A 23,717-nucleotide genomic window follows, 5' to 3' on the forward strand; every position below is an offset into this window, starting at 1 on the left:
GCCGCATTCGGTGCAGCGGCCCATGCCGCGCAGCTGGGCAGGGGTGAAAAGGGCGGTCATCCGCGGGTCGCTCACGATGCCTTCGATGCGTTCAGGACCTTCAGCGCTTCGCGTTCGGCGCGCGTGTGGCCGCCCAGGATGCCCTGCTCGCCGGATTCCATTGCGTCGCGCAGGCATTCGAGGCGCACTGGGCAGCAGGCGCAGATGGCTTTGGCTTCCCTGGCGGCAACTTCGGCCTTGGCGATGGCCTCGCGTACCGCTTTGCCGCGGCCTGCGGGCGGCGGTGCTGGGAAGAACAGCTCAGGGTCGGCGCCGCGGCAGGCGGCGTGGTCGCGCCATCTCTGGTCGCGGATCGCGGCGCGGCGGGTGAAGGTGACGCTGAGGCTGCTCACTGGCCCACCGCCGCCCGCATCTTCTCGACCTCTTCGGGGTATTCGTCGCGCCACTGCTGCCAGCTCGGGTCGGCCAGCTTGTGGTTGATCCACTCGGGCACATCAGGTTTAGCGGTGAACGGCTCCTTCCCCGCAGCGCACTTCTCGCACTGCTGCGGGCCCGCGATGCCGCCCAGCTCGTCGACCTTGAACGACAGATGACCAGAGCAGAAGAACAGGCCGCAACCGTGCTCACCGCCGTACGGTTCGTCACCACAGACGTACGCGAGGCCGCGGTCGATCAGTTCGGGGCAGTCCGGGTGGTCGCACTTCGCCGGCACGCCGTACCCGACGTCGCGCTTCCACTTCTCGTCGTAGCCGATGGCCCAGCTCATTTCGTCTCGATTCGTTCGATGGCGGCCACGACATCGCGCACCAGGTGGTGGAGCGGCTTGCCGAGGCTGGCGTTGATGGTTTGGCGGATGGATTCGATTGCGCCGCGGAGAGTTTCGTTCTCGACGGCCTGCGCCTCGATCACGCCGAGTAGGACCGGCACGTCGTGGTGAGCCAAGTCGTGCAGGGCGTTCAGATGATCCGATTCGACGCACGGACAGCCCGCCGACTCGATGCGGGCCAGCCGTTTGCGTACGTCCTGGACCGACTCCGGCGCGAACAGGCTGTCGCTCGCATTGGCGATCAGGTCATCGGCGGTCATCGCGCGACCTCCGTGAGGTACTCGCGGCGCACGGTGACGGTGGCGCCGTCAGTGTGGGTGTGGCCGCGATATGCCTCCCAGTAGTAGGTCAGCCGATGGTCGCCCTCCAGGCGAATCGTCACCCATACCCGTCTGGAGTTTCGCCGACGATCGCGCCGGTGATAAGGCCCTTGCGGCAGTGCTGCCACGTCCGCACCCGCGGCGCGTCGGTGTAGTAGTCGAGTTCTGTTGCGGCCCCAGCTGTTCCGTAGATCGCGGTTGCGTAGACCCAGTTCTCCAGGGTGTCTTGGACACCCAGGAGCATCGCTCGCAGGCCCTCGCTCATACCAGGAGCGAGCCAGTCGAACACGTCGGCCAGCTGGTCCCATATGCCCGCGATGCACTTCCGGACCGCCTGCGCGAGCTCGTACGAATCGCCGATTTCGACGGTCATTTGGTTCTCCAGTGGATGACGAGACATGGGAGTGGGCAGAGGTAGTGGTGGACGCCGTCGGGCCGGCGGTCCCAGAACCATCCGATCCAGACGTCGCGCGGTTCGAAGCTGATCGTCAGCCGCGGTGCTCGCGGGGCAGCCGTCGCGTAGCTCGGTTCTGGAAGCAGCTGGACGCCCATCCCGCTCGTGGCGAAGAGGGCCTTCAGATCAGCCAGCGGCATGTCCTCAAGCGGCTCCCAGCCTTCGGGGCTGATCAGCCATCTGATCGTGGCGGTTGAGCCGAAACCGTCGGGTCCGTCCTGCTCCACGAGGGATTTCAGATGTTCGTAGCTGTATGCGCCGCAGGCGAATTCGTGGTCGCCGATGCCCGCTATGTGGGTGTCGACGGGCCGGTACAGCGGCCACACGGCTGGCGAGTCGTCGCCGCGTACGAGTTGATTGGCCAGCCAGACGAGCGTGCGCGCGATCCGCCGCCTCATCGGGGACCGTGCTCGGGGCAGTTGCCGTCAACGGTGTTGCAGCGGCAGTCGTCCTCGCCGTCGCGGTTGCCGGTCTCGCCGTGGATATCGCAGAACATGCACGCCGGCTCATCGCACTCGCATTCCGGCCGGCCGCGCAGTACCTCGCGCAGCTCGGCGGCCAACTGCGGGTAGTCGTGCTCGCATGAGTCGGCGTAGGCCTTCAGCGCGACGGCCGCGTGTGGGTCGGTGGTGTAGCGCAGCACGAAGAACGGGTCCGTCACCTGGTAGTGCTCGCGGACGTTGCCGGAGTCATCCTCTTTGACGCGGTACAGCTCGTATTTGCGGTAGAGACCGCGCTCGCGGTCATCGATTTCGCTCATCGGATTCTCCATGCGGTTCGGCTGAGGCGGCGCCGGTTACGCCAGGCGACAAGGGATTCGGCGGTCATGAGATCACCAAGTGCCATTTGAAGTCACCGCTGTCATCGACGCCGGGATATCGATTGCCGACACCGAATGGGTTCGGCTCGAGGTGATGCTCGCGCGAGTGCGCGTTGAGCTCCGCCCGCCGGATGAACGTCTCCTGGCAGCCATCCACAACGCAGGCGATAGAGTGCGCGTGTCGGTAGTGGCTGGGGGCGTCCCAGAGCAGCACGCCACACAGCTTGCAGGCGACGAGTTGCACGGGTGGCCAACCTGTTTCGATGACGTCGGCCAGGTCGCTGATGTCTGCGCTCATCGGTTGCCTCCGGTGATGGCGTCGTATTGGGCCATGACCCAGCGAACGTCGCCCATGGCGGTGTGCCGCGCGAACTTGGCCGGGTCTACACCGAGTGCGAGTGACAGCTGATCCGATGACCACGGCGGCGCGGGCAGTCGGCCCGCGGCCGCCAGCCACCCCTTCGCCATCGAGCTGATGTCGTCCGGGTGGTAGTGCCAGGCGTGTTCGATTCCGTTGCGCAGCAACAGATCATCGAGACGCCGTGAGTCGAGGTCGAAGCCAGGGTTGCAGCCGATGACCCAAGCACCTTTGGTGATGGCGTGGATCTCTTTGGCGGCCTCGGCCTCGGTCAGCGCGTGCGCCTTGTTGTAGCGTGCGCGGTAGTCCGCGGCCAACGCCGCGCCCTTCGGTCCTTGACCTTCCATCCTGTCCACCCAGTAGGCGGCCTGGTGCTTGATGGTGAATTCTCTTGTCTCGACAGGGAAACAGGGTCGGACGCGGATGGCGGCGAACTCCCAGATAGGTGCCTGCGGGTCGAGGCCAAGGGTCTCGGTGTCGAGGAAGACGATGTCGCTCATAGTGTTTCAGGACTTTCTGTTGGCGTTGGCGTGGTCGGCTAGGGCTTGGAAGAAGTCGCGCAGTCGGTCCGTGGACTTGTTCATCTGGTCGGCGAGCTGGGCGAACGCGGCCATCACCTTTGTGAACGGGTTGGCGTCGTGGCGGTGCTCGACGCCGTTCTCGAAGGTGTAGGCGGTGATGGTCGGGTTGCTGTTGAGGCCCAAGACCGCTGTGGCGCGCAATACCTCGATCGGCGGGTACGGTCGGCCGGCGTTCCGCAGCCAGTACTTCGCCATATCGACGCGGTCGAGCACGGAATCGCGTGCCGCGGTGAGCGTTTCGTGCAGGTCAGGCATTGGCGATCTCCAGGAGGATGTCGGCGTGGCAGGGCTGGTCCAGTGGGCACCAGCAGGCGAGGTCGCGGCCGCGCAGCTCGGCCCGTATCTCGTCGGGCGTGGGGACGGCAGGCTGGTTTGAGAGCGGGTAGAGCACGGCGTGCCGGAAGTGCCGGACCGCGCCCTCCCGGTCGTCGGCGATGTGCACCGGGCACCACGGGTGCTCGTCACCGTCACAGCGGGCGGTATGGACGTGGACCGTCCACGGGTTACCCCAGCGGGTCGGCCGACCGACGTAGACGGCGCCGTCGGGCATCCGCCAGCCTGCGGTGCGCTTGCGCTGGATTCGTTCAGGCACAGGTCCACCAGCCTGGGCGCGAGGTGAGGACCGACGACAGCGTGTGGCCGCCGACGGTGATCGTCGGGGCGATCGCCGCCTGCAGTTGCTCGAGGTCCTCCGGCGACGGGGTCCACAGGCCCAGCTGGCCGCGGGCTTTGAACTGCTTGTGCAGCGGGATCGGGCGCGGGTTGGCCAGCATCAGGTGCCAGACGCCGGGCTCTGCCCACGATCCGCATTGCGGGCCACAATCCGAGCGGTCACCGAACGGCTTGTCTTCGTGCACTTCGACCAGGTCGACGACGCCGAGGAACACGCCGTAGTCGAAAACCCGCGGCTCAGTTACCCATTCGGGCGCACGTCGTGGCAGGCGCCGCAACGCTTCCATGTCCGGCGCCAGACCCGCATGGATGGCCACGGGCCCGCGGTACTTGCCGGCGATGTTACGGGTCCGGTTCTCAATGTTCTTGCGCTGGTTGATGATCTGCCACGCCCACGGCTGGCGCACAGTGAGGGCCCTCATGCTGCCACCTCACCGTGCAGTGCGGCACGGAGCCGGCTGCCGGCCCACGTGCCGACGGCGGGGCTGACTGCGTTGCCGAAGCCGTCGGTCTGGTCGCGGTCGCTCCCCCAGACGATGAAAGTGCCCTTGTGCTCAACGAAGTCGACGTCGAAGCCACAGCCCCGGCCGATCTCGTGCGCCGCCATCATCCGGAAGTAGCAGTCCTCGAGCCTGAGATCGGCGAGCATGGCCCGCCACTCCGCCGCGAGGACGGCCGTGGTGTCGCGGCCGGTGAGCGTGCCCAGCGGATCCGACAGCGGGTGCGGCGCTGTCTCGCTGCCCGTGCTGCCGTTCTGCTTGAACCAGCCGGAAAACAGCAGCGCCTGCGCCGGCTGGGCGGTGATCGCGCCGAGTGCATTACTCACCGGATGCGACCGGTATTGCTGCCCATACCGGACGCTGCCGCTCGGCGGGACGCCGGTCTTCCACGTCCACACCGTCTCGACGATGGTGCGCACCTGGTCATCTGACAGGGCTTCGATCGCCTCACGAACCATGGCCAGACAATCGCGGCCGGTCACGCCAGCGCCTCTTCGACGTCGAACAGCGATGGCATCTCTCGGCGGCGTTCCTCGGCCTGTAGGTACTTCACGCCGTCGAAGTAGTAGCCGGGGTTGAGTTCGACGCCACGGCCGCGGCGTCCGGCCTTCAACGCTCGAATGGGAACCGTCATCAGGCCGCCAAACGGGTCGAACACCAGGTCTCCCGGGTTGGAAAAGCGTGCAATCAGCCGGTCAACGATGTCGAACTGGAGCGGGCACACGTGAAGCTGTTGCGCGCGTTGAGATTGCGTCGTGTTGAGCGTCAGCATCCGGTTGACGTCGTGCCATACCTCAGGTGACCAGGACCCGGGCGCGAGCGACATGAACGTGGCGGGCAGCGCGCCGCGGCCGTCGAGCTGCTCGCCGATCTTCACGTGCGACTCGTAGTCGTACACCTCCCGCAGCGTCTGCTCGGTGAAGATGCGCGACAGCTGGTCCGGCTTGAGTCCGGCGAGCTCGCCGGTGGTCAGCAGCCGGTCTCCGGACGACCGCCAGAATGCGTGCGCGTCGACCTGCCACCGGGCCCGCGTGTAGATGTCTTTCGACTTGGTGACCGGGGTGTCGGCGTACCCTTTGCTGCGGTCGGTCTGTGGCTTGTGGAACAGCAGAACGTATTCCGGTGACCCGACCCCCATCTTGGTGGCGTCCTTGCACTGCTCGGACCAGCCCAACCGGTAGGTCTGGTTGTTCTCGCGCACGACGTCGGTGACGACGGTGATCATGCCGAGGTAGTCGAAGCCGTGCTTGCGTCCATGGAATAGCGCTTCGGCATGGAACGGGCTGACGGTGGGCACGCCGGCGCCGGTGACGTTGCCGAACAGGATGCGATCCTTGACGTGGCAGGCGTAGATACGCCCGGGCGCGAGGATGCGCAGCAGCTCCGGCGTGAGGTAGTCCATCTGCTGCCAGAAGTGGTCGTTGTCGTCGGTGTGGCCGAAGTCGTTGTAGCTGGGCGTGTACTCGTAGTGGTTGCTGAACGGGATGGACGTGACAATCAGGTCAACCGAATCTGACTCCATGCCTTGCGTTTCCAGCACGCAGTCGTTGTTGGCCGCCAACCATCGGTCTCCCGATGCTTCGATGCGGTCTACGCCGATCGACCGCTGCAGCGCTTCGCTGATCTTCGTCGGGTCAAGCCCATACTCGTGAATGACGTCGGTCATGGTGCTGGTCAGTTCCTTGTGCTGGGACCACTTCTGGTTGATGACGCGGACGACTTCTCGTTCGGTCTCGGAGTGGATGAGATGCGCTGTGCACGGGTCGGTTTGACCGAACCGCTGAATCCTGTGCAGCGACTGGATCAGGTCGTTGAACTTGAACGTGATGCCGATGTACACGCACACGTGGGCCTGTTGCAGGTTCATGCCCTGGCCGAGCATCACAGGCTTGCCGATCAGCGCGTAGGTGTCCCGGTTCTTCCAGTCGGCCAGCCGCCGCTCCACCTCGTCGGGGTCCAGCGATCCGTACACCGACGAGAAGCTCAAACCGACAGCGGCGAGGGCTTTTTCGATCTCGCGCTGCTCGTCGTTGAGGTCACACCAGATGACGATCTGGCCATCATCGGACCCCGCGTGCTCGGTGACGATGGCCATCAGCTTGGCCAACCGCACGGGCAGTGTGCGGCGCTTCTCGCCGGCGGCTTCGGCCAGGCCGATCGAGACGCCGCGCACCAGCTGGCCCTGGCCATCCTTCTCGAACCCGAACTCAGACGCAGGTGGGTCGACCTCATGCCACTGGACCTCGAGCGGGGGCAGGTCATAGCCGGTCGCATCGTGACCGAGGTCGGCCGGTGACTGCACGAACGCGGCCCAAGTGTTGAGCCACAACCAGAACTCGCGCTCCTTGTGCGGGTACAGCGTCAGGTTGTTGGCCTTGGTGGAGTCCCGCTGGAACCACCGCGTGAGGGCGGCCCCCGTGTCCATGACGCCGAGGTATCCGGCGTAGTGGATCAGCTCCTTGTACCGGTTCGGTGACGGCGTTGCGGTCGCCACGTACCGGTACGGCACTGCGGAGAACAGGTCCAGGAACGACTGGTACGTCTTCGAACCGAATGACCGCAGCACGGATGCCTCATCGAGCGACACCGCGGTGAACCAGTCGACGTCGACCTTGCCATCACGGACCGACTCGTAGTTCGTGAGGTAGATGTCCGCGTACCCGCTCCCGCCTGGCGCGAGCAGCTCGGCCGTCGATCGGATGAACCGGACGGTGAGGCCGAGTTTCTTGGCGTCGTTCATGAACTCGAGTCGCACGCCGAGCGGGCACACGATCAGCGCCATCACGCTGGGCGGGTTCGGACGGTCAGGAGCACAAGCACCGCGGTCGCCGTTGGCCGCACAGTGCGCCTTGAGCGTCAGACGCAGCACCTCGAGCTGCATGACCGTCTTGCCGAGGCCGAACGCGGCGAAGATCGCGCGTCGGCCGCCGGAGACGGCCCACCGCACCAGGTCCCGCTGGTGTGGCTTGAGCATCTTGTGAACGTCTGTGTCGGCCACCTGGTGGCCGTAGGTGTTTTCGAAGCGCGCTTTGGCGGCGACGAACTCGGTGTAGTTCAGCCGGTATTCCGGGCAGCCACATACGCCGCAGCGACGGTCGACGGCGTCGTGACCAAGCTTTGTATGTCCGCACGCGCAGGTGGACCGGCGCCAATGAAGTTCGCTCATGCGCGGCCGACTTGGCAGTCGGTGCAGAGCAGCTCGCCCGACTCGATGTGTCGGAGCCATCCCTCGCGCCCGATGGTTTCACTGTGCGCCTCTTCGGCGCTCGTCCACTCGTAGAAGTCGGCCTTGCCGCAGCTCGTGCACTGGGCCTTGTAGTACGTGATCGTCTGCACGTCAGGGAATTTCGGTGCGGCAGGCATCTCGGGGGCTTCGCCGAGAGGCTCGACACCGTCCTCAGTTGCGTTCATGGGTGGTCCTTCAGTGCGTGAAGCGGTCTGACAGTTGGGTTTCGGGGTGGCCGCGGCCACGGCACGATCGGTAGGTTGCCGCGGTAGATGACGCGGCCGCAGTGACAGAACGAGCCGGGCTCACCGGCGAACCAGTACGGGTGCACGGCGCCGACGGGGTGGCCGTCGTCCTGGCACCGCGCCCGGGTCTCCAGCTCGGGCCCGGACGCGGGCCGCAGCGCGCGAAGCTCGAGGACGACGGTCATGCTGGGGTCTCCGGTTCGGCCAGCGTGCTACCGATCAACCGGCCTGCTTCGTCGCGGCACGCCCGATATGTCTGCGCGGGTTTGATGTGCCACCAGCCGCCCGGAAACTTCACGACCGGCTGGTGGCAGTGCTTGCAATTCACCGCGGCGGCCAATTCCAGTGCCCCGAGCGCGAATAGGTGACATCAGGCACCGAGAGCGGATCGACGGCTTGCCGAACGTGCTGCTTGAACGACAAGCCATTCGGATAGAACACGCACAGGTCCACGTCGTTCTCGTGAACCGCGGTGACTATTGCGGCGACCGGCTCCGACGGGTGCTCACCACCGGGTGTGCCGTAGCTTTGGTAGTGGACGATGCGCCCAACTGTCGGGTTCATCGGCCGGTGTTCGCGGCGTAGATGTTGGCGCCGATCTTCTCGGACACATCGCCGACGACGACCTTCCACGCGTCGCGCACGAGGTGCTGGTATGGCTGCGGGAACAGGCCCAGCACGAGGTTGCCCTGGTTGATGTTCAGACGTAGCCAGCAGGTCACCGAGATCAGTGGGTAGTCCTCGTACGGGCGCGCGGCGAAGACGATTTCCTTGGGAACCTCAATGTCTTTGGTCGACGAGGTGGTCTTGCCGCGGACGGTGACCTCTTCGCTGTAGGTGAGGTTCTGGCTTCCGTTGGCGCGGTTGATCCGAGACTCGAATGATCCCTTCGAGCTGGCGCGGATGCTGTCGATGATCTCCATCAGTTCCGCCGCGGGGTGGCTGGTGATGAGGTGGCCGGCGGTCTCGATGAGGTCGCCGAATGCTTCCTGGCCGTGCCACTTGGCGTCAGCAGCGTTGAACAGGGTGGTCCAGTCGGGGTCATCGACGAACCGCAGCGTCAGCCGGTCATTCCGGCGCTCATACTCCTCCCCGGCGTCAGGGTTGAGCTCGTCGTAGATGGCGGTGATTTCGCCGCGCTGACGGTTTCCCCACACTGTCGAGACGCCCTCGATCAGCATTCGGCGTTCGAGTTCGGCGGCGAACGAGTCCTGGTCAGTCACGACGCGCTCGGGGACAGTTCTGGGCGGGAATGCGTCCGGCGCCTCCTTGCGGACGTCGATGACGAGCTGCTCGAGGCTGTGCGCGGCGTTCGCGGTCGCCAGGTACAGCGGACTGTCGGCGGCGGGCTCGTCGATGAGTTCGACGGTGTGGTTTGGCAGTTCAATGGTGTTGTCGGACATGCGTTTTAATCCTTGTCGGGTTGGTGGTGTGGTGGTCAGTGGTTGCCGTAGAACATGCCGGCGTTATCGCGCGACAGGGTGCCCTCGCCGTCGGCGAAGAAGATGGTCCCGGCGGGGTCCTTCGCGGGGCTGCAGGAGACATCCGAGATCAGCGACACCGCGCCGGATTCGAGCGGCTCGACCTTGATCTTCAAGGTGACCGAGCCGCCCTTCTTCTCGGTCGCCAGCGCCGCCTCGACGACCTCGTGCAGCGCCTTCGTCGCCTCGACCTGGGTTCTGCCCTTGTTCAGTTGGGCGAGCACCACGAGGAAGTCGGTGACGTCACCGGGCTGTAGTTCGGTGCTGGCCTCGGTGGATTCGGGTTCGGGCATTGCTGGTTCCTTTCGGGTTGTGACGGTTGATGTTTCGTGCTGCTGGGTTGTCATCAGAGGCGGCCCGCTGCGCGGAGGAAGTCGGCGGCGGCTTCGACGCGGTCCCATTGCGACTGATCGCCGCCGTTGCGGTCCGGGTGGGTGTTGCGGCGCGCACGCCGATACACCTGCGCCCGCGTCTCAAGCCCCAGGGACGGCTCGTCTGCTTCGCCGGCCACGCTGCGCAGGTATGCCTCGGCGCTCGTGACCGTGAACGCTGGACCGCTGGCCTGCTGCGGGATGGCGCGCCATCCGGCGTACTGCTCATCCCCCGGCGTGATGCCGTACCGGCTGATCTTCCGGAGCGCTTCGAGGCCGAGTGCGATGGCGCGGAGGTTGTCCTGCCAGCGGGTGAACTTGTCGCACGGGTAGGACAGCGGGCCCTTGCTGGATTCGATGTGCAGGACCACGCCCGGGAATGACACCACCGCGTTCGCGCGGGGCATGCCGTCGTTGCGGAAATCCTGCTCGCGCAACGCGATTTGCAGCACGCTCGGCGCGTTCCCGCTCCAGTTGCCGTCCTTCAGGTGGAACAGCTCGCGATCGAGCAGCTCCAGCGTCGCCGACCACGTCGCCGAAAACGGTGACCGGCCGCGATCCCGTGTCTCCGGATACGTCCACGACACCAACGGCCGCAACGTCATCCGATCCGGATAGTCCGTCATGACTCCTGGGACTCCGCGTTGGCCGCCACGAGTGCCGCGGCGTTGAGGATTTCGCGAACCTGGTCCTCGGTCTTGTCGCTCTTGGCCCAGTCGTTCAGTTTGTTGACGACGGCCTTCAGGTCCTCGTCGGGCATCTCCGCGCTGGGGTCGATCTGTCGGCCGTCGAGAATCGCGGTCGCGATGGTCAACTGGTCGCCCGGGTCGGCGACGTCGGCCTGCGCCCACAGATCGACGAGTCGGTCGACCCACTTTTTGCGCGCAGCAGCCGACAGTTTGGCCGCCGCAGCGTCGCGCCCCTCAGGCAGCTGAGCGCTGGCCGTTTCCATGCTCGTGGCATCCGACTCGGTGGCTGCCTTAGCGGACGCTGCAGCCTCGCGCAGCGCGTCGACACCGCGGGCACGCTCCGAACGCACGCGGACCGGCTCGACCTCGCCGTCGATCACCTCGTGGAACTCGGCGGGCTCGTAGACCTGCGAGAAGTCTTGCGGGAACGCCGAGCGCCACGCCGCGGCCTCGGCGCACTTGCCGATCATCGTCATCGGCTTGTCGCGCCACTGACCGGTCGCGTCACCGTTGCGCGTCGTCTGGACGTACTCAGCGAACTTGACGACAGCCTCCGCGAATACCTGGCCGCCGCAGGTGATTATGCATTTCGCGGCGACCGGCGGACCATCCTCGATGAGCACGTCACGCCAGATGCCGTCGCGACCGCAGAACTGGCGGTGTGCGATTGGTCGGCCGACACCCTCACGGCGCGCGACCCGATGACCGGTAACCCGGAACCCGTCAATGCTGACCTGAATCGTGTATTTCGTTTCCCATCGCTCGGGCTCGCCGTTGTAGCCGCCGACCTTCGTCTTGCGCCCGATCATGTAGATCTGCTTCTGGAACGGGTCCAGCCCAAGCCGTTTCGCGGTGTGAAAGAACACCTGCTGATCGCCAGTGCTGGCGTCGTCGATGCCGAGCTGCTTGAGTCCGGCGATCTGCGCCGGGGTGAACTCGGTCTGGTCGTCGGCGATGGCCAGCGTTGTCGTTGTAGCCGTGGCGATTTCGGTTGTCATTCAACTATCTCCAATTCTTCGTCGGTAATGGGTCTCAGTTCGGGGTACGGGTAACGCTCGAACAGCGCTTCGAAGTTCTTCTTGGCGATGACGAGGGACACGGCGCCGCGCGTGCCCGGTTGGCGGCCGGCGATCTTGATGCCGTCGCAGACGGCGGTTTTCGCGTTGCCCATCAGTTCGAGCAGCTCGGTTTTGTGGCTGCGCAACCGCTTCTCGGCGCCGTCGGCTTCGCGGTGCCAGTCGAGGACCGCACGCGCCAGCGCCGGCGGCACCTCGACCTCACTGCCGTCGATGTCCGGGTGCAGACGCCGGATGGCCTCGTAGCAGGACACCGAATCATCGAGCGGCGGCGGTTCTTTCGCCGCCAGGGACTCAGTCCACGCAACGCACTGCTCAACGATCCAGTCGGCAACGTCCTGGTCCCACTCGATGACGTAGATGCGCGGCATGCCGAATTGCGGCCACAGAACTAGATCGGCCTGTTCGTGCCATCCGGTGATGAGCATCTGGGTCATGACTTGCGCGGCGTAGTCCTGCGGAACCACGCCGGTACCGTCGTCGCCCCACTCTTCGAGCGAGCGCGCCTTTTTCACCTCGACGCATCGGCGCTTACTGCCGATCGACGCCCGGAGGTCGACGGTCGCCAGGTTGCCGAACGGCAGGTCCGGATCGCTGTACTGCACCTCGCCGCGCGAGAGCCGCCAGCCCTTGCCGTCCTCCAGCCCGCGGTTCGCTTTGTACAGCCAGTACTCGCGGGCGGCCAGTTCGACGGCGTGGCCATAGTCGAAATCGTCCTGCTTGGCCTCGGAGATCGGCGCGGGCTCGATGATGCCGGCCATTTCCAGCCACAGTTCACGCTGAGACTTCCACCGCGAAACACCAAGGATCGACGGCACTTTCGACGGTGTGATGATCTTGAGCCACTCGGGCGATCCGGGCTTGATGGCGGTCACGCTCCGACCTCTAGCAACTCGGTCCAGTCGGGCCACAACTCACGCTGGATGCGGTCCAGATCGATCGCGGCGAGCGCGTACATGGCGATGGCCTGGACCTCGTGCGCCGACAACCCAGTGAGGTAACGGTCGACATGCAACGGGTTCTCGTCCTGGATGCTCGCGGCGAGCAGCGCCACTTGCTTGCATCGACGGTCGTGGGTCTGTGGTGTGCCCTCCACGACCTGAAGCGGCATCAGACTGTTCGAGCACAGATCATCACCGGCCGGAATTGTCTTGTGCGCCTTGTACCTCAGTGTGGTTGCGCCGACGCGGCGATTGCAGACTGGGCAGTATTCGCCCGTGGTGTTGATCCGGTAGTCACGACGCGGCGACTTCATGCCTGATGCTGTGCGGTGACGCTCGACCGTACGCTCGGAGATGTTCATCACCTCGGCGATCTCCTGGCTGGTCGCCCCTTCGGCCGCCATCTTTTGGATGCGTGCGCGGCGGTCTCGTATCGCTTCTGATGTCTGCTCGATCACGCCGCCTCCACCAGCTCGTAGTCCGACCAGATTTCCTCGTGCCACTTGGACAGCTGCCGGTCGACGTCGGCCCATATCTCTTCGCAGTCGGCGTCGAAATCGAGAAGCCGAACTTCCAGTCCGACAACGGCCGTGAGGAACTCGGCGTGGACCTCACCGCACTTAAAGGTGAAAGTGACGACGCTCGCGGGGTCAACCGACCTGTGGTCATGAGCCGCCACGATGGCGATTGCCGCGCCGACCGCCTGCGACAGCTCGTGGGCCGATGGCGCCATGGCCTTGGTCATCGCGCTCACCAGACCACCACCGCAGCGTTGCTGCCGCCGACGCACAGCGCCGAGGTCACCACGGCGCCATCGCTGAACGCCGCGCGGTAGCCGGGCTGGCACCACATGTCGTATAGGCCGCCCGTGACGGGGCTGTAGGCGATGACCTCGCCACTCCCCTGGCTGAAGTAGCCGCGACGGACGTTGTCGGCGAACGCGCAACTGGTGACCGCCGTGGCGACGCCAGCACGCCCGCTCGGGCACATCACGAACGGCGTATCAGCGCGCGCCGGGAGCGCCAGGAAGGCGACCATCGGGATCAGCCAGCAGACGACCAGGCCGAGAAACACCATCGCCTTGCGGATCATGCGGGCACCGCCGGTACGCGCTCAGTCGCACGGGCGCGGCGCTGCTGCTCACGCTCGAGCCGCTTTTGACGCTTGGCCGGAATCGACTCGATGCCAAGGAAGACCGCGCCAACAAGCGCCTTCCACTGTCCGACAGTCATGTACGCGGTGACGTCCCCGCCCAGATCGATGCCGATCTCGGTGTCGTCAGCGACCGGCGAAAGGTCGTCAGCGAAGTAGTTGCCGGACTCGCGCGCGGAGAATTGTTCGTCACCTGGCTCGATGCGGATTGATACTCTGGTTGATGACATGGGGATCCCTTCTGTGTCGTGGCCCGTGCCAGGTTGCAGCTGGCGCGGGCCTACCTATCTCTGAAACTTGTTGGCGGCAGCGGTGACCCGGTCCAGCCGAACCCGCTTGCACGGCGGAATGCCGTAGTCGCTGAGTGGTGGTCCCGGGGCGGGCGCCGTAGGGGGAAGTCCGGCGCTCACCGCCCCGGGACCAGGCCCTGGCACTACACCAGGGCCAGCATGGAAGAAGTCGATCAGCTCGTTCTCTTCGCGGACCGCCTGCGCGTCAGCCGCGGCATCGCGGCCACCACGGACCGAATCATCCAGCGGCCAAACAGTATTGATCCACCAAGTCAGCAGCCGGTCGAGCCAGCCGATCACGCCGACTCCTTCAAACCGTCGATGTAGCGGTCCAGCTCCTCGCGCGGGAACTTGTTCTTCCCACCCTCGAACACCGCGATCAACTTCCCGCCGCGCCGCAGATCGTCGATGTGGCGAGGCGAGGTCGACAGGTACTCGGCCGCGGCATCGCGGTCGTAGAGGCCACGCATGGCGATAGATGCCGTCACGGCTTTCTCCTTGGTTTCGATTCGTAGAGTGGACGTTTCGGCTTCGGGAAATGCTGAACCTTCGGCTGCGGCGACGAGCAGTAGGTCACGCCGCGGCCTCGCGCGCGACCAGACGGGCGATGGCCTCTGCGCCATTCGGGGTGATCTTGAGGGTGTGCATGACCTCACCCTTGAACCGCGGAGCTTCGTGGGTTTCGATCGGCTTGAAGTACGACCGCTTGTGCGCGTACGCCGAGTAGCGGCGCCGAATCTCCACGCAGCCTTTGGATTCGGAGAACCGCCGCTCGGTCTCGACGTAGATCCAGCCCTTGTCGACGAGCAGGTCGCGCAGCCATTCCTCGCCGACGTTGTTGTTCGCGGCGACGGTGCGAAGTTTCAAGCAGTCCGTGTCGGCGACGTACAGCTCGACATAGTTGACCTTGGGAGCGTCTTCGGCGATCTTGTCGGCCATGCGCTGGTTGTCGATCGACAGACGTTCGTTGCGGCCGCGCAGAATCTGGAAGGCCTCGAACAGCTTCTCGTCTTCGGTGAGTTCACGAGCCGGAGATTCGCGCTCGGCGTTGAGGAGGTAGTCGCGGACCTGGCGGGCGACGATGGAGTCGCGGAGCAACATCCCTAGCCTGAGCACCGCGCGACGCGGCAACAGCCCGACAGATCGTGCCCGCGGGTCCAGACTTGAGAGGGAGCCAAACTCACTCTCAAATTCGGCGCGGTTGGCGACGCGGTAGCCGTCCGAGTCGAACTCGTCGCGGTTGGCCTTCAGGTGGTAGCGCACCAGCTCGACGTCGACCTCGTAGAACGTCGCGGCCTCGGTGGTAGTGACGTGCATGTCGTCGGGCAAGCAGCGGAGCACGCCCACCTTGTCCAGCACGTCGGTGTGGCCGGCGAGCTCATCACGCTCGGCTCTTGCGGCCGGTAATGTCAGGTCAGACATTCGAGCTTTCCTCTCGTTGTCGGTGCCCTCACCCCTCGCCGGGTGGGGGCTTTTGCTTAGGCGGGCCGTCGACCGTCTGCGCAGACCGCTGACACAGCGGGCACGCGGACTTCGTCATGAGCGATGAACAAGTCCTCCCAATGGCGGTCCAGGCGGCCGGCAAGTGCGAGCGCGAGGTCCTCGGAGATGTTCTTGAGCTGGCCAGTCTCGATCTTGTGAATCGTGGTTTGCGTGCGCCGGACGAGGTGCCCGAGGTCGCGCTGCGAATAGCGCTTCTCCTTGCGGGCCCGTCTCATCGCAGCCGGGTCGCGGACTTCCATCCAGCAATCCCTCCTCAGTACTGGCGGTTTGCGTCTTGCGCGGATCATGTTGCCTCCCAGTTTTCAGCGTGTCAACTGTCTGCGCAGACGGTAGCACTGTGGTTTTCAAACCGTCAACCACTGACTTGGCTATCTGACATGCGACGATTGATCTTGTGGTTTTCACGCATGAGGGCGCGTCGCTGGTACACCGAGAAACCGCTACGGAAAGTTGGCGGTCGTGAACGCACACACCCTGCGAAGCCTTCTTCTCTTAGGCCTCGACAAGCGGGCAGAGAACGGCCTGCCAACCGACTACCGAGCGGTAGAGAATGCCGTCAGGTACGAAGAAGAAGTGAGGCCCCGGGGACTGTCCCTGAACCGCACAACCATCTCCCAAATCCTGGACGGCACCTACAAAAAGGCGCCCAAGGACGGAACAGTCCGAGCGATCGGTTGGCTAGCTGATGTCTCCGACGAGGTTGCGTTCACAGCTGCAGGACATCAACCGCAAAGGGTTCCATTCGCAATGGAACTCCCTCGAGGGATCGATGATCTGACAGCACCGGAACGGCGCGCGGCACTCGACGTGCTGCGCGTACTTGTGGCGCAACGACAGGAGATCAATCGACATGAGCAGTCAGAGTCAGGCAACGATCATGATTCGTCCGCGACGACGGGAACATCGAATGAAGCGACCGAAGACGAGAAGACATTCGAATTCAACGTGTTCCGGTATGACCCATCCGATCCGGACGTGGTGGTCCAGGCCGCGACCCTTGAAGCTGCTAGTGAGCGAGATGCGCGCGACCAAGTCCGCTCCAGCCTGGCCCTAGCTGGCATCACCCTTTACGACAACAGTGGCGGAACCATGGTGGTCACGCATCGAGGATTGGGACCGCTGTTGTTCGATGTCGTTCGCGCAGATAAGTCTGAGCGAGATGAACGGGTCTTCGCCAGGCTGCGGGAGCTGGGGCAGGAATACGTTCGCGAACTAGACGAAAAGGCCGGCGCCACTGCTGCTCATCGTGGTGGTTTCATCGCATCCGCGGGGGACGTGGCCGAGCAGTTCCGGAGCTACATGAATCCGGCCAACGGCGGCGCGGATTCAACGAACGAGGGTCAATCCGCGCCGGACCGGTTCCGAGACTTCAGGGGTAGGTCCAATGCCGGCGAGGTCGAACGCCCAGACAATCAGGCGCAGTAGCGGCTTCGGCCAACATTCGAATGGCTGAGCGTCGAATCTGTCCATGACGTCGTGCTGTAGGCGCGCGAGTTCAGGGTCAACGGCCAACCTTCCACCCCGTTGCTGAAGCTGTCCGGATTCGCCGGTTGAGTTTACGTAATTCCATCGCGCAGATGACTTTTCAGCGGTAACTCGGGCGCCGGAGACCGGGCAGATGACGTGCGAATATCATTGTGTTCCTACAGTTTTCGTGCGAACGGCTTCCCCGGGCGTCAGCGTTAATTTACCTACCTAACGTATTTATTGACAGGAAATTTCGAGCGTTTGCACAATTGTTACCAATGTTGCTGGCGCGCCCCTTCTCGCTACTCGGCACACGTCAATAGCCAGCCAATTTTGCCGCGTTAGCTGACCCCCAAAAACTGCGGGGGGGGGGGCGTCTTTTGCCGTCTTTGATTTTCACCGAATTCGCACGGTGCAGGTCGAATCCAAGCGCGCTACACCGGCTGCGGTAATCACGTTCTCGGCACGCCGGCCGTCGACGAAGTGCCGTTGCCACCAGCAACGCCAGGAAACTCGTAGCCGGAGCAGCCTATCCAGTACCGCCGGTAGCAAACTCAACCTATTGCATCCAAGACGGACAGCAACCTCCTAGGATCGACACAGATTCAGACAAGACCAAGGGGGAAACCATGTTCCACACGCTCGCGCTGGCGACAGCGGCAGCCGGCGCCGCAGCCACAGCAATCGCAGTTTCGGCGCCTGCACGCGCCGACAACGTGGACTTCGGCACCAACCGCGCAGCGTGCCAGGCGGCAGAACAGCAACTGCATTCCGGCGGCAACAGCAGCGCGGACTGCTTCGAAACCGGCCCGGGCCACTACTCCCTGTACTACAGCCGGCGATGACCACAGCCGGAATCGATAGCCCGGTCGAAAAAAACCATCCGGTACGGCTGACGACCTCGATGGGCGTCCTGATCGCCCTCGCGGCAGTGATTGCTCTGAATGGCTGCAGCGGCCCGGCCAAGACCACCGTGCTCGCCACGTCGGGCACGCCCGAAGTCTCAACTGCACCGGTGCCGCAGTCAGCGCTCCTCGGATCGACACTTCAGGTCACCAAAGGCGACAACATCGCCGCCTACACCGTATCCAACCTGCGAATGGGCGCTCCGTCCCAGTACGCCGATTACGGCGTCAAGCCAACCGGAACGATCTACACCGTCGACGTCACCGTGCAGACGCAGGTTGGCGTGACCAGCGTCAACGCGTTGTATTTCAACGCGCGATCGGCAGATGGCACCAACTTCGGAGCCTGGACTGGAACGTCGGAGAGACAGATTGCACTGACACAACTGCCGCAAGGCCAGAAGCTCCGCGGGACAGTCGACTTCGACACCACCGCGCCGATAACGCAGATCGTTCTCAGCGGGCCGCTTGGCGAACAACTCGGGCTCTGGACTGTCGGATAGGAGACAGCCCTACTTCTGTTCACCGTCTTTCTTCTCCGGCCCCGAGTTCGGGAACAGGTATCGGCTGATGATGTAGAGGATGCCGATCGACTCGACGACGATCGATGAGAAGAACGCGATCATCACGCTGGACTCGACCTGATCCCATTGCGACACGAAGTACGTGACCATGAATCCGGTTGCGGCCAGGACAAGGAACCCGACGGTGATCAGCGTGAATCTGACGATCCGACGCCGGTACTTCCGCGCGTCCTCGAGTTCGCCCAAACGCGCCGCGTCGATGCGCTCAGCAATGGACGCGTCGGGAGGATTAGATTCCGGCGCGTTCGCGAGGTCATCGACTGAGGCCCTGAAGAACTCCGAAAAATCGATTGGGGATAGGCGGCCGTCTTCGCCGTCATCGGCTGGGGACAGCCCATGGAAAGTGACCATGTACTCGCTACGCGGACTCGATACGAGCCAGGCGATCAACCCGCTTTATCAGAGCTGGCACAGAGACGCCGAAGTACGCCGCCATCGCGACGTTCGACTCCCCACGTGACCGCAGGTACCGGACCTCCTCGGCCGGCATGAGCAGGTTGCCTGCGAACTCGTCGGCGTAGAACTCGTGCAGGTCGTACTTGGTTCCACGCTCGTCGATGAATGCGAAGTCGAGCACGCCCTGGTTGCTGCGCTCGACGTAGTGGCCGAGCTCGTGCGCGATCGTGAACCGCTGACGAGCCGGTGCCTCGGTCTTGTCGACGTAGATAACAGGGACCACGCCCGGGCGGGCTTCGATCATGCCGGAGACGCCGTCGCGGAGGTAGGTGTATTCGACCCGAATACCCATAGCCATGGCGATGGATTCGACGTCGACGGGGAATCGACCAGGCACACCGTAGTCGTTCTTCACGGTTATCGCGGCTTCTCTAGCCGCATCGACGACAAGCGCCATGGTTGATTCACCTCCCTCGTTGCCCTCAGTCTATCGATCAGCGGTATACCCGCAGGGTACCCGGCATGTCCGACATGGCCACTCGCCGACGCGCACAGCTGTACACGTCCGTCATGCGTGGTGTACACAGATGCCCACCCTGGAACCGATAGTGTGCAGTGATGTGTACATGAAGGCGAACCTAATATGGCCCTGACCTGGTGCCCCCAGTCGGGCTCGAACCGACACTTGGCGGATTTTAAGTCCGCTGCCTCTGCCAATTGGGCTATGGGGGCGGGCACCGAACCAACCGGCGCCGCCATGACGTTAGCGCCCCACGATCCGACCGAGCGTAGCGGTCCGGCCGAGTCGTGCCACTGCTGCGCGGCAGCATTCAGTGGGCGCCATCCGCCGACCAACAACACCACGCGGATCAACCATGCGTTGGAATCATGGGATACCACTCGTCTACGAGTTGAGGCCGATGGGTATCGATGCTTCACTGGACAGATGGCGACTTCGCCGACCACACCGATGAGCCAAGATACCCACGACACGGGCGTCAACCTGGCTGAGCGCATCAACGCGCTCTTCGACGCCCATCGGCGTCCCGATGGGCGGATGTGGACCAACGACGAAGTCGCAACCGCCCTCAAGAAGGCCCATCCCGATATCAAGGTCGGCGGCGCGTACCTCTCCGCGCTGCGTACCGGCAAGCGGGCGCGCCCCGGCATCGACCTGCTCGGTGCGTTGGCCGATTTCTTCCAGGTGCCGTTGTCGACCATCACCGATCCGGCTCGGTCACACTCACTCGATGAGCGGTTGGGAGCACTCGATGAATCCGCCCGCGACGACGTCGAGCTGATTGCCTTGCGTGCCATCGGCCTCAACAAGGAGTGCCTGGAAACCGTTGCCGCCGTACTGGATCACGTGCGCGCACTGCAAGGCCTGCCGACCATTGCCCCCGTGAAAGCCGAACGGTAGTCATGGACGCGTCGTGTGGCGCAGCAGCCGCTCTGCGCTCGACGCGCGAGCTCAAGGCGATTCACCGCGACTGCACACGCAAGCTCGTGGATTGGGGGCTGGACAAGCTCACCGCGGTCGACGACATCCGCGAGGTCGCCGGCCGGATCAGTGGGCGTGACATCCAGCTGCTGCCGTACCGCTTGTCAGGAAGCGGTGTGCACGGCATGTTGGTGCGAACAGGACCCACCGACTACGTGGTCTTCGACAGCGAGACCACCACGATGCACCGCGAGCACATCATCTTGCACGAGCTCAGCCATGTGCTGTGCGGCCACTCCGCCGCCGGCCACACTGGCCTGGGCGAAGTGCTGCGCCGGGAGAACTACCTGGACGACCAGGAGATCGAGGCTGAAACACTCGCCTCCATCATGGGACAACGGGTCAGACGCGATGCGCCGCAATCCATCTCGATATCGAACGCCAACTTGGGACGCATTCTCGCTTCGCTGAGACTCGAGGGCAATTCGGCGACGCCGTGATGTCTTCAGTGGCCCGCTTGCTCGAAAACACGGCGTTCAGTTATGTGGTCTCCGCAGCGTTCATATGGGGCGCCGTCGTCGTGGTGGCGCTGGCCATCAGCCGTTCCCCGGTGCGGCCGCCCGCCTCCATAGCACTGCTGATGTCGTTCCTGTTCAAAGGAATTGCGGTCACGCTGTCCATTCCGAGCGTCTCGGTATTGCTGGACCGCGCGATCGGGGTGCACAACATCTGCCGACTCATCCTGAGCCTGACCGGGGGCATGGCCTGGACTGCGTGCGTCCTCGCGGTCATCACGTTCTGGGGAGAGCCCGGCCGGCGTGCCTATCGCAGATTGCGCCTGTGGATCGTCCTTGCCTGCCTGGTCGCCGTCGCCTTGATTGTCTGCTGGATCGTCGCCCCGGAGGCCGAACTCCCCGTGGATTTCTACGCCGCGCACGGCGACGATCCGCTCTGGGTCACCTACATGCTGCTCTACCTGAGCACGTATGCCCTTGGCGCAGTTGTCATTATCGTCCGTTGCCTGCAGTACGCTCGCTACCACGAGGTGGCCTGGCTGCGGCGCAGTCTGCTGCTCACCGCCGCCGGCGCCGCGCTGTGTCTGGTCTTCTGCCTGCTGCGCGCGGACTCGGCCATCTACGGCTTGCTCACCAACCGCAGCATGTCCTGGCAGCACCTGGCGCCTTTCGTCGCCGCGGTGGGGCAGGTGCTGATCGTCATAGGTCTTGCGGGACCGTCCTTTTCCCAACTGGCCCGCGCAGCGGCCCGCCGCGCGCAGATCTACCGGTGGCACCGGCAACTCGAGCCGCTGTGGACCGCACTCTACGAAGGCAGTTCACACATCGCCCTCGCGCCGCCCCGAGCACCAATCGGCGACCATGACTACCGGCTGTACCGCCGCATCGTCGAGATCCGCGACGGGCTCAGCGCCATCCGCCCATACATCCGCGATGGCCCGTCGAAAACATCGGCAGCGCAACAAATTCGGTGTGCAATTCAGCATCAGCGCACCGGGCAGATTCCGGGTGGCGATTCACATGCCCAGATCGCCGGCGAACCGCGGGACACCGAGCAGGCCAACGAACTCGGCTGGCTTCTCGATGTTTCCCGCCAGCTACGGACCACCGGCAATCCCACGACGGTGACCTAACCGACGGCGCTGAGCTTCTCGATATCCGGGAACTCTGCCAACCGGAAGAATGCCTCCGCCCGGTCCAGAATGCGTTCCCGCATCGCGATGGTCTGACTGTGATCGGCGCCCTCGAGCAACGTGAAGTAGGCGCGCGGCATCAATGCCGCGGCATCGCGGGAATCGGCCAACCGCAACATGTCTCGGGAACCGGCGAAGAACAGCGAGGGTGTCCGGACCTGCGCCAGTACATCCTCGGGAACTCCAGGTTCGGCATCCCACTGCCGCATCAAGGCGACCAAACCCCGCGCGCCGAGGGCCTCGACCGTGGCGCGAAACCCTGAGCCCATCGACACCCCGCGATGCTCCTGCCACCCCCGCACGAATCCTTCGACACCCGACTTCTCCGTCACCGCAATGGCATCGGGGAACATCACAACGTTCACCGCACCACGTTGCGGCCGGGACGACGAGCCGGCGACCACCAAGGAAGCGAGCCGCTCCGGGGCAACCGCCGCCATGGTCAAACCGATACGACCGCCCAGCGAATACCCCAGGTAATGCGTCTTGCCGATCCCGAAGTGGTCGAGCAGCGCACACACGTCGCGCACCGAGGCCTGAATGTCGTACCCGGCGGGGTGTTCAGGCCTATCGCTGAGCCCGTGGCCACGCACATCAATGGTGATGACCCGGTAGCGCTGCGCCAACTGCGCCACGTAGCCGTGCTTGGACCACACTTTCGAGGACTGCAGCGAACCGTGAACGAGCAGCACGTCGCCGCAGACCGCACCCGGACGTTGCCGACCCCACGTTTGGTACGCAACCCGGACGCCGTCGGGATCGTTGCGCCGTATGAAACCTGTTTCAGTGGCGGTCATTCCGACCGCCGCCGCTGCGGACCTGAGAGTGGACATGACTGAGGACGCCTTCCCAACACAGTGAGCACTGCCGGACGTATCTCGCGCGACGCTGCGCATCCCTCAACTGGCCGTTACCAGATTGATAGGCAAATCAACTGTCCGTTGAATTCGCTCGCTCGTCAAGTCGAGAGCGGAAGAACCTGTTCACCGGCAATGGGGTCGGATACCACGCGGCCCTTGGTCGAGGCTTGGTCAGTCCAACGCGTCCCGTCCCATCGGCGAAACTCGTACCGGTGCAAGGGATCGGGGTACCAGTTCGCACTCGGTGATTGCGCATCGGTGACCACAGCGCGGTCGGCCGAGGCAGCAGTTGCCGTGCGTTCGGCCAGCATCAGCCCATGGCCAAGCGGGATTTCGCCACCCAAGTTGAACCGGCCCTGGCGTTTGACGACCTCGGTCTGCGCGATCTCCAATGCCGTGGTGACGATGCACCGGCCGGATTCGATGGCCGTGATCCGACCGCGCTGAACCACGAGAACCACCAGGTCCATGTCCAAGGAGACCGCCAACTCCACCTCGAGGGTGCCGGCCGACTTGCCGTTGACCAACACCTCGACGGTCCACAGGTGGCTGAACTCGATCCGGTGCGTCACCAGCTTCACGGTCTCCCGGGCCGCCGGGTTGTCGCCCGTCCGGCGGGCGGCGTCCATGAGCTCTGCAAATTTCTTCCATCCGTCGACGGCCAGATCAAGCAAGCTCTGCGACAGGAGGCCATCGATCTCCTTGGCCACCTCCCTCTCGACGAGAGACGAAACGCCGGGAAAGCGGGCAACGAGGTTGCTGACCGTCCCACTCTGCTGCAGCGAGTCGGCCAGCGCCTGAGTCGGTTCGACCGGCGCATCGCCATACAGGAGGTCTCGAACGGTCACCGG

The 23,717-nt window shown here is 64.3% G+C and carries 40 protein-coding genes and 1 tRNA gene; 6 read left to right on the forward strand and 35 right to left on the reverse strand.

What is annotated here, in order from left to right; all coding sequences use genetic code 11:
* Positions 1-71: 71 nt before the first annotated feature.
* The 30 genes from A7G45_RS00705 to A7G45_RS00850 all read right to left on the reverse strand — a co-directional run bounded on the left by A7G45_RS00705 (position 72) and on the right by A7G45_RS00850 (position 15,744).
* On the reverse strand, positions 72-392 hold the full coding sequence (locus A7G45_RS00705; RefSeq protein WP_260932371.1) for a WhiB family transcriptional regulator: 321 nt from the start codon (positions 390-392) through the stop codon (positions 72-74).
* On the reverse strand, positions 389-766 hold the full coding sequence (locus A7G45_RS00710) for a hypothetical protein (RefSeq protein WP_260932373.1): 378 nt from the start codon (positions 764-766) through the stop codon (positions 389-391). Before A7G45_RS00710 ends, A7G45_RS00705 begins: the two co-directional genes overlap by 4 nt.
* Positions 763-1,086, reverse strand: a complete 324-nt coding sequence (locus A7G45_RS00715; RefSeq protein WP_260932377.1) for a hypothetical protein — start codon at positions 1,084-1,086, stop codon at positions 763-765. Before A7G45_RS00715 ends, A7G45_RS00710 begins: the two co-directional genes overlap by 4 nt.
* Entirely contained in the window at positions 1,083-1,208 is a 126-nt protein-coding gene (locus tag A7G45_RS00720; RefSeq protein WP_260932380.1) for a hypothetical protein, read from the reverse strand. Before A7G45_RS00720 ends, A7G45_RS00715 begins: the two co-directional genes overlap by 4 nt.
* Positions 1,205-1,519 (reverse strand): hypothetical protein, encoded by a 315-nt coding sequence (locus A7G45_RS00725; RefSeq protein WP_260932382.1) that lies wholly within the window; start codon positions 1,517-1,519, stop codon positions 1,205-1,207. Before A7G45_RS00725 ends, A7G45_RS00720 begins: the two co-directional genes overlap by 4 nt.
* Positions 1,516-1,998, reverse strand: a complete 483-nt coding sequence (locus tag A7G45_RS00730; RefSeq protein WP_260932385.1) for a hypothetical protein — start codon at positions 1,996-1,998, stop codon at positions 1,516-1,518. The genes A7G45_RS00725 and A7G45_RS00730 overlap by 4 nt, the downstream gene beginning before the upstream one ends.
* The gene (locus A7G45_RS00735; protein ID WP_260932388.1) at positions 1,995-2,360 is read right to left on the reverse strand and encodes a hypothetical protein; all 366 of its coding nucleotides are present in this window, start codon (positions 2,358-2,360) and stop codon (positions 1,995-1,997) included. The genes A7G45_RS00730 and A7G45_RS00735 overlap by 4 nt, the downstream gene beginning before the upstream one ends.
* A gap of 64 nt (positions 2,361-2,424) precedes the next feature.
* The gene (locus A7G45_RS00740; protein WP_260932390.1) at positions 2,425-2,718 is read right to left on the reverse strand and encodes a hypothetical protein; all 294 of its coding nucleotides are present in this window, start codon (positions 2,716-2,718) and stop codon (positions 2,425-2,427) included.
* The gene (locus A7G45_RS00745) at positions 2,715-3,278 is read right to left on the reverse strand and encodes a 3'-5' exonuclease family protein (RefSeq protein ID WP_260932393.1); all 564 of its coding nucleotides are present in this window, start codon (positions 3,276-3,278) and stop codon (positions 2,715-2,717) included. Before A7G45_RS00745 ends, A7G45_RS00740 begins: the two co-directional genes overlap by 4 nt.
* Before the next feature lie 6 nt (positions 3,279-3,284).
* Positions 3,285-3,614, reverse strand: coding sequence for a hypothetical protein (locus A7G45_RS00750; protein ID WP_260932396.1), 330 nt, complete (start codon positions 3,612-3,614; stop codon positions 3,285-3,287).
* The gene (locus A7G45_RS00755; protein WP_260932399.1) at positions 3,607-3,951 is read right to left on the reverse strand and encodes a DUF4326 domain-containing protein; all 345 of its coding nucleotides are present in this window, start codon (positions 3,949-3,951) and stop codon (positions 3,607-3,609) included. Before A7G45_RS00755 ends, A7G45_RS00750 begins: the two co-directional genes overlap by 8 nt.
* Positions 3,944-4,453: an ASCH domain-containing protein gene (locus A7G45_RS00760; protein ID WP_260932402.1), complete on the reverse strand. Its 510-nt coding sequence runs from the start codon at positions 4,451-4,453 to the stop codon at positions 3,944-3,946. Before A7G45_RS00760 ends, A7G45_RS00755 begins: the two co-directional genes overlap by 8 nt.
* Positions 4,450-5,013: a hypothetical protein gene (locus tag A7G45_RS00765; RefSeq protein WP_260932405.1), complete on the reverse strand. Its 564-nt coding sequence runs from the start codon at positions 5,011-5,013 to the stop codon at positions 4,450-4,452. Before A7G45_RS00765 ends, A7G45_RS00760 begins: the two co-directional genes overlap by 4 nt.
* On the reverse strand, positions 5,010-7,697 hold the full coding sequence (locus A7G45_RS00770) for a DNA methyltransferase (RefSeq protein ID WP_260932408.1): 2,688 nt from the start codon (positions 7,695-7,697) through the stop codon (positions 5,010-5,012). The genes A7G45_RS00765 and A7G45_RS00770 overlap by 4 nt, the downstream gene beginning before the upstream one ends.
* On the reverse strand, positions 7,694-7,942 hold the full coding sequence (locus A7G45_RS00775; protein WP_260932411.1) for a hypothetical protein: 249 nt from the start codon (positions 7,940-7,942) through the stop codon (positions 7,694-7,696). The genes A7G45_RS00770 and A7G45_RS00775 overlap by 4 nt, the downstream gene beginning before the upstream one ends.
* Positions 7,939-8,187 carry a hypothetical protein gene (locus tag A7G45_RS00780; RefSeq protein ID WP_260932413.1) on the reverse strand — a complete coding sequence of 83 codons (249 nt, stop codon included), beginning with the start codon at positions 8,185-8,187 and terminating at the stop codon, positions 7,939-7,941. Before A7G45_RS00780 ends, A7G45_RS00775 begins: the two co-directional genes overlap by 4 nt.
* Before the next feature lie 139 nt (positions 8,188-8,326).
* A complete protein-coding gene (locus A7G45_RS00785; RefSeq protein WP_260932416.1) occupies positions 8,327-8,566 on the reverse strand; it encodes a hypothetical protein in 240 nt (79 codons plus the stop codon).
* On the reverse strand, positions 8,563-9,405 hold the full coding sequence (locus tag A7G45_RS00790; protein WP_260932418.1) for a DUF2303 family protein: 843 nt from the start codon (positions 9,403-9,405) through the stop codon (positions 8,563-8,565). The genes A7G45_RS00785 and A7G45_RS00790 overlap by 4 nt, the downstream gene beginning before the upstream one ends.
* A gap of 35 nt (positions 9,406-9,440) precedes the next feature.
* Complete coding sequence (locus tag A7G45_RS00795; protein ID WP_260932421.1) at positions 9,441-9,776, reverse strand: YfdP family phage-associated protein; 336 nt, start codon at positions 9,774-9,776, stop codon at positions 9,441-9,443.
* A gap of 53 nt (positions 9,777-9,829) precedes the next feature.
* Positions 9,830-10,480 carry a molecular chaperone DnaJ gene (locus tag A7G45_RS00800; protein ID WP_260932424.1) on the reverse strand — a complete coding sequence of 217 codons (651 nt, stop codon included), beginning with the start codon at positions 10,478-10,480 and terminating at the stop codon, positions 9,830-9,832.
* Positions 10,477-11,541, reverse strand: coding sequence for a recombinase RecT (locus A7G45_RS00805; RefSeq protein WP_260932427.1), 1,065 nt, complete (start codon positions 11,539-11,541; stop codon positions 10,477-10,479). Before A7G45_RS00805 ends, A7G45_RS00800 begins: the two co-directional genes overlap by 4 nt.
* Positions 11,538-12,494, reverse strand: a complete 957-nt coding sequence (locus tag A7G45_RS00810) for a YqaJ viral recombinase family protein (RefSeq protein ID WP_260932430.1) — start codon at positions 12,492-12,494, stop codon at positions 11,538-11,540. Before A7G45_RS00810 ends, A7G45_RS00805 begins: the two co-directional genes overlap by 4 nt.
* On the reverse strand, positions 12,491-13,018 hold the full coding sequence (locus tag A7G45_RS00815; RefSeq protein WP_260932433.1) for a LuxR C-terminal-related transcriptional regulator: 528 nt from the start codon (positions 13,016-13,018) through the stop codon (positions 12,491-12,493). Before A7G45_RS00815 ends, A7G45_RS00810 begins: the two co-directional genes overlap by 4 nt.
* A complete protein-coding gene (locus A7G45_RS00820; RefSeq protein WP_260932436.1) occupies positions 13,015-13,314 on the reverse strand; it encodes a hypothetical protein in 300 nt (99 codons plus the stop codon). Before A7G45_RS00820 ends, A7G45_RS00815 begins: the two co-directional genes overlap by 4 nt.
* Positions 13,311-13,652 (reverse strand): hypothetical protein, encoded by a 342-nt coding sequence (locus A7G45_RS00825; RefSeq protein WP_260932437.1) that lies wholly within the window; start codon positions 13,650-13,652, stop codon positions 13,311-13,313. The genes A7G45_RS00820 and A7G45_RS00825 overlap by 4 nt, the downstream gene beginning before the upstream one ends.
* Positions 13,649-13,942 (reverse strand): hypothetical protein, encoded by a 294-nt coding sequence (locus tag A7G45_RS00830; RefSeq protein WP_260932439.1) that lies wholly within the window; start codon positions 13,940-13,942, stop codon positions 13,649-13,651. The genes A7G45_RS00825 and A7G45_RS00830 overlap by 4 nt, the downstream gene beginning before the upstream one ends.
* Before the next feature lie 54 nt (positions 13,943-13,996).
* The gene (locus A7G45_RS00835; protein WP_260932441.1) at positions 13,997-14,302 is read right to left on the reverse strand and encodes a hypothetical protein; all 306 of its coding nucleotides are present in this window, start codon (positions 14,300-14,302) and stop codon (positions 13,997-13,999) included.
* On the reverse strand, positions 14,299-14,490 hold the full coding sequence (locus tag A7G45_RS00840) for a helix-turn-helix domain-containing protein (RefSeq protein WP_260932444.1): 192 nt from the start codon (positions 14,488-14,490) through the stop codon (positions 14,299-14,301). The genes A7G45_RS00835 and A7G45_RS00840 overlap by 4 nt, the downstream gene beginning before the upstream one ends.
* A gap of 85 nt (positions 14,491-14,575) precedes the next feature.
* On the reverse strand, positions 14,576-15,424 hold the full coding sequence (locus A7G45_RS00845) for a phage antirepressor KilAC domain-containing protein (RefSeq protein ID WP_260932446.1): 849 nt from the start codon (positions 15,422-15,424) through the stop codon (positions 14,576-14,578).
* 56 nt (positions 15,425-15,480) lie between these two features.
* A complete protein-coding gene (locus A7G45_RS00850) occupies positions 15,481-15,744 on the reverse strand; it encodes a helix-turn-helix transcriptional regulator (protein ID WP_260932450.1) in 264 nt (87 codons plus the stop codon).
* 220 nt (positions 15,745-15,964) lie between these two features.
* On the opposite strand from A7G45_RS00850, the gene A7G45_RS00855 reads away from it, so the two are divergent.
* The 3 genes from A7G45_RS00855 to A7G45_RS00865 all read left to right on the forward strand — a co-directional run bounded on the left by A7G45_RS00855 (position 15,965) and on the right by A7G45_RS00865 (position 18,380).
* Positions 15,965-16,930, forward strand: a complete 966-nt coding sequence (locus tag A7G45_RS00855; protein ID WP_260932454.1) for a hypothetical protein — start codon at positions 15,965-15,967, stop codon at positions 16,928-16,930.
* A 671-nt stretch (positions 16,931-17,601) separates the two neighbouring features.
* Positions 17,602-17,817 carry a hypothetical protein gene (locus tag A7G45_RS00860; protein WP_260932457.1) on the forward strand — a complete coding sequence of 72 codons (216 nt, stop codon included), beginning with the start codon at positions 17,602-17,604 and terminating at the stop codon, positions 17,815-17,817.
* The gene (locus tag A7G45_RS00865; RefSeq protein WP_260932461.1) at positions 17,814-18,380 is read left to right on the forward strand and encodes a DUF1942 domain-containing protein; all 567 of its coding nucleotides are present in this window, start codon (positions 17,814-17,816) and stop codon (positions 18,378-18,380) included. Before A7G45_RS00860 ends, A7G45_RS00865 begins: the two co-directional genes overlap by 4 nt.
* A 9-nt stretch (positions 18,381-18,389) precedes the next feature.
* On the opposite strand, the gene A7G45_RS00870 is transcribed toward A7G45_RS00865, so the two are convergent.
* The 3 genes from A7G45_RS00870 to A7G45_RS00880 form a co-directional block, all read right to left on the reverse strand.
* A complete protein-coding gene (locus A7G45_RS00870; RefSeq protein WP_260932464.1) occupies positions 18,390-18,812 on the reverse strand; it encodes a hypothetical protein in 423 nt (140 codons plus the stop codon).
* A gap of 7 nt (positions 18,813-18,819) precedes the next feature.
* A complete protein-coding gene (locus tag A7G45_RS00875) occupies positions 18,820-19,314 on the reverse strand; it encodes an ImmA/IrrE family metallo-endopeptidase (RefSeq protein ID WP_260932468.1) in 495 nt (164 codons plus the stop codon).
* A gap of 198 nt (positions 19,315-19,512) precedes the next feature.
* A tRNA-Leu gene (locus A7G45_RS00880) sits at positions 19,513-19,589 on the reverse strand.
* Positions 19,590-19,803: 214 nt separating this feature from the next.
* Between A7G45_RS00880 and A7G45_RS00885 the strand changes: the two genes are divergently transcribed.
* Genes A7G45_RS00885 through A7G45_RS00895 form a run of 3 tightly spaced genes read left to right on the forward strand, consistent with a single transcriptional unit; the run spans position 19,804 to position 21,946 of the window.
* The gene (locus A7G45_RS00885; protein ID WP_260932471.1) at positions 19,804-20,277 is read left to right on the forward strand and encodes an XRE family transcriptional regulator; all 474 of its coding nucleotides are present in this window, start codon (positions 19,804-19,806) and stop codon (positions 20,275-20,277) included.
* A gap of 2 nt (positions 20,278-20,279) precedes the next feature.
* Positions 20,280-20,798: a hypothetical protein gene (locus A7G45_RS00890; RefSeq protein ID WP_260932474.1), complete on the forward strand. Its 519-nt coding sequence runs from the start codon at positions 20,280-20,282 to the stop codon at positions 20,796-20,798.
* Between the two features lie 8 nt (positions 20,799-20,806).
* On the forward strand, positions 20,807-21,946 hold the full coding sequence (locus A7G45_RS00895; protein WP_260937878.1) for an MAB_1171c family putative transporter: 1,140 nt from the start codon (positions 20,807-20,809) through the stop codon (positions 21,944-21,946).
* Here A7G45_RS00895 and A7G45_RS00900 read toward each other — a convergent pair.
* Positions 21,943-22,839: an alpha/beta fold hydrolase gene (locus tag A7G45_RS00900; protein ID WP_260932477.1), complete on the reverse strand. Its 897-nt coding sequence runs from the start codon at positions 22,837-22,839 to the stop codon at positions 21,943-21,945. The two genes, A7G45_RS00895 and A7G45_RS00900, sit on opposite strands and share 4 nt — an antisense overlap.
* Positions 22,840-22,964: 125 nt before the next feature.
* Positions 22,965-23,714 carry a DUF2510 domain-containing protein gene (locus A7G45_RS32455; protein ID WP_260932478.1) on the reverse strand — a complete coding sequence of 250 codons (750 nt, stop codon included), beginning with the start codon at positions 23,712-23,714 and terminating at the stop codon, positions 22,965-22,967.
* Between the last annotated feature and the right edge of the window lie 3 nt (positions 23,715-23,717).

It is taken from the genome of Mycolicibacterium llatzerense (assembly GCF_025331195.1).
Lineage (GTDB): Bacteria > Actinomycetota > Actinomycetes > Mycobacteriales > Mycobacteriaceae > Mycobacterium > Mycobacterium llatzerense.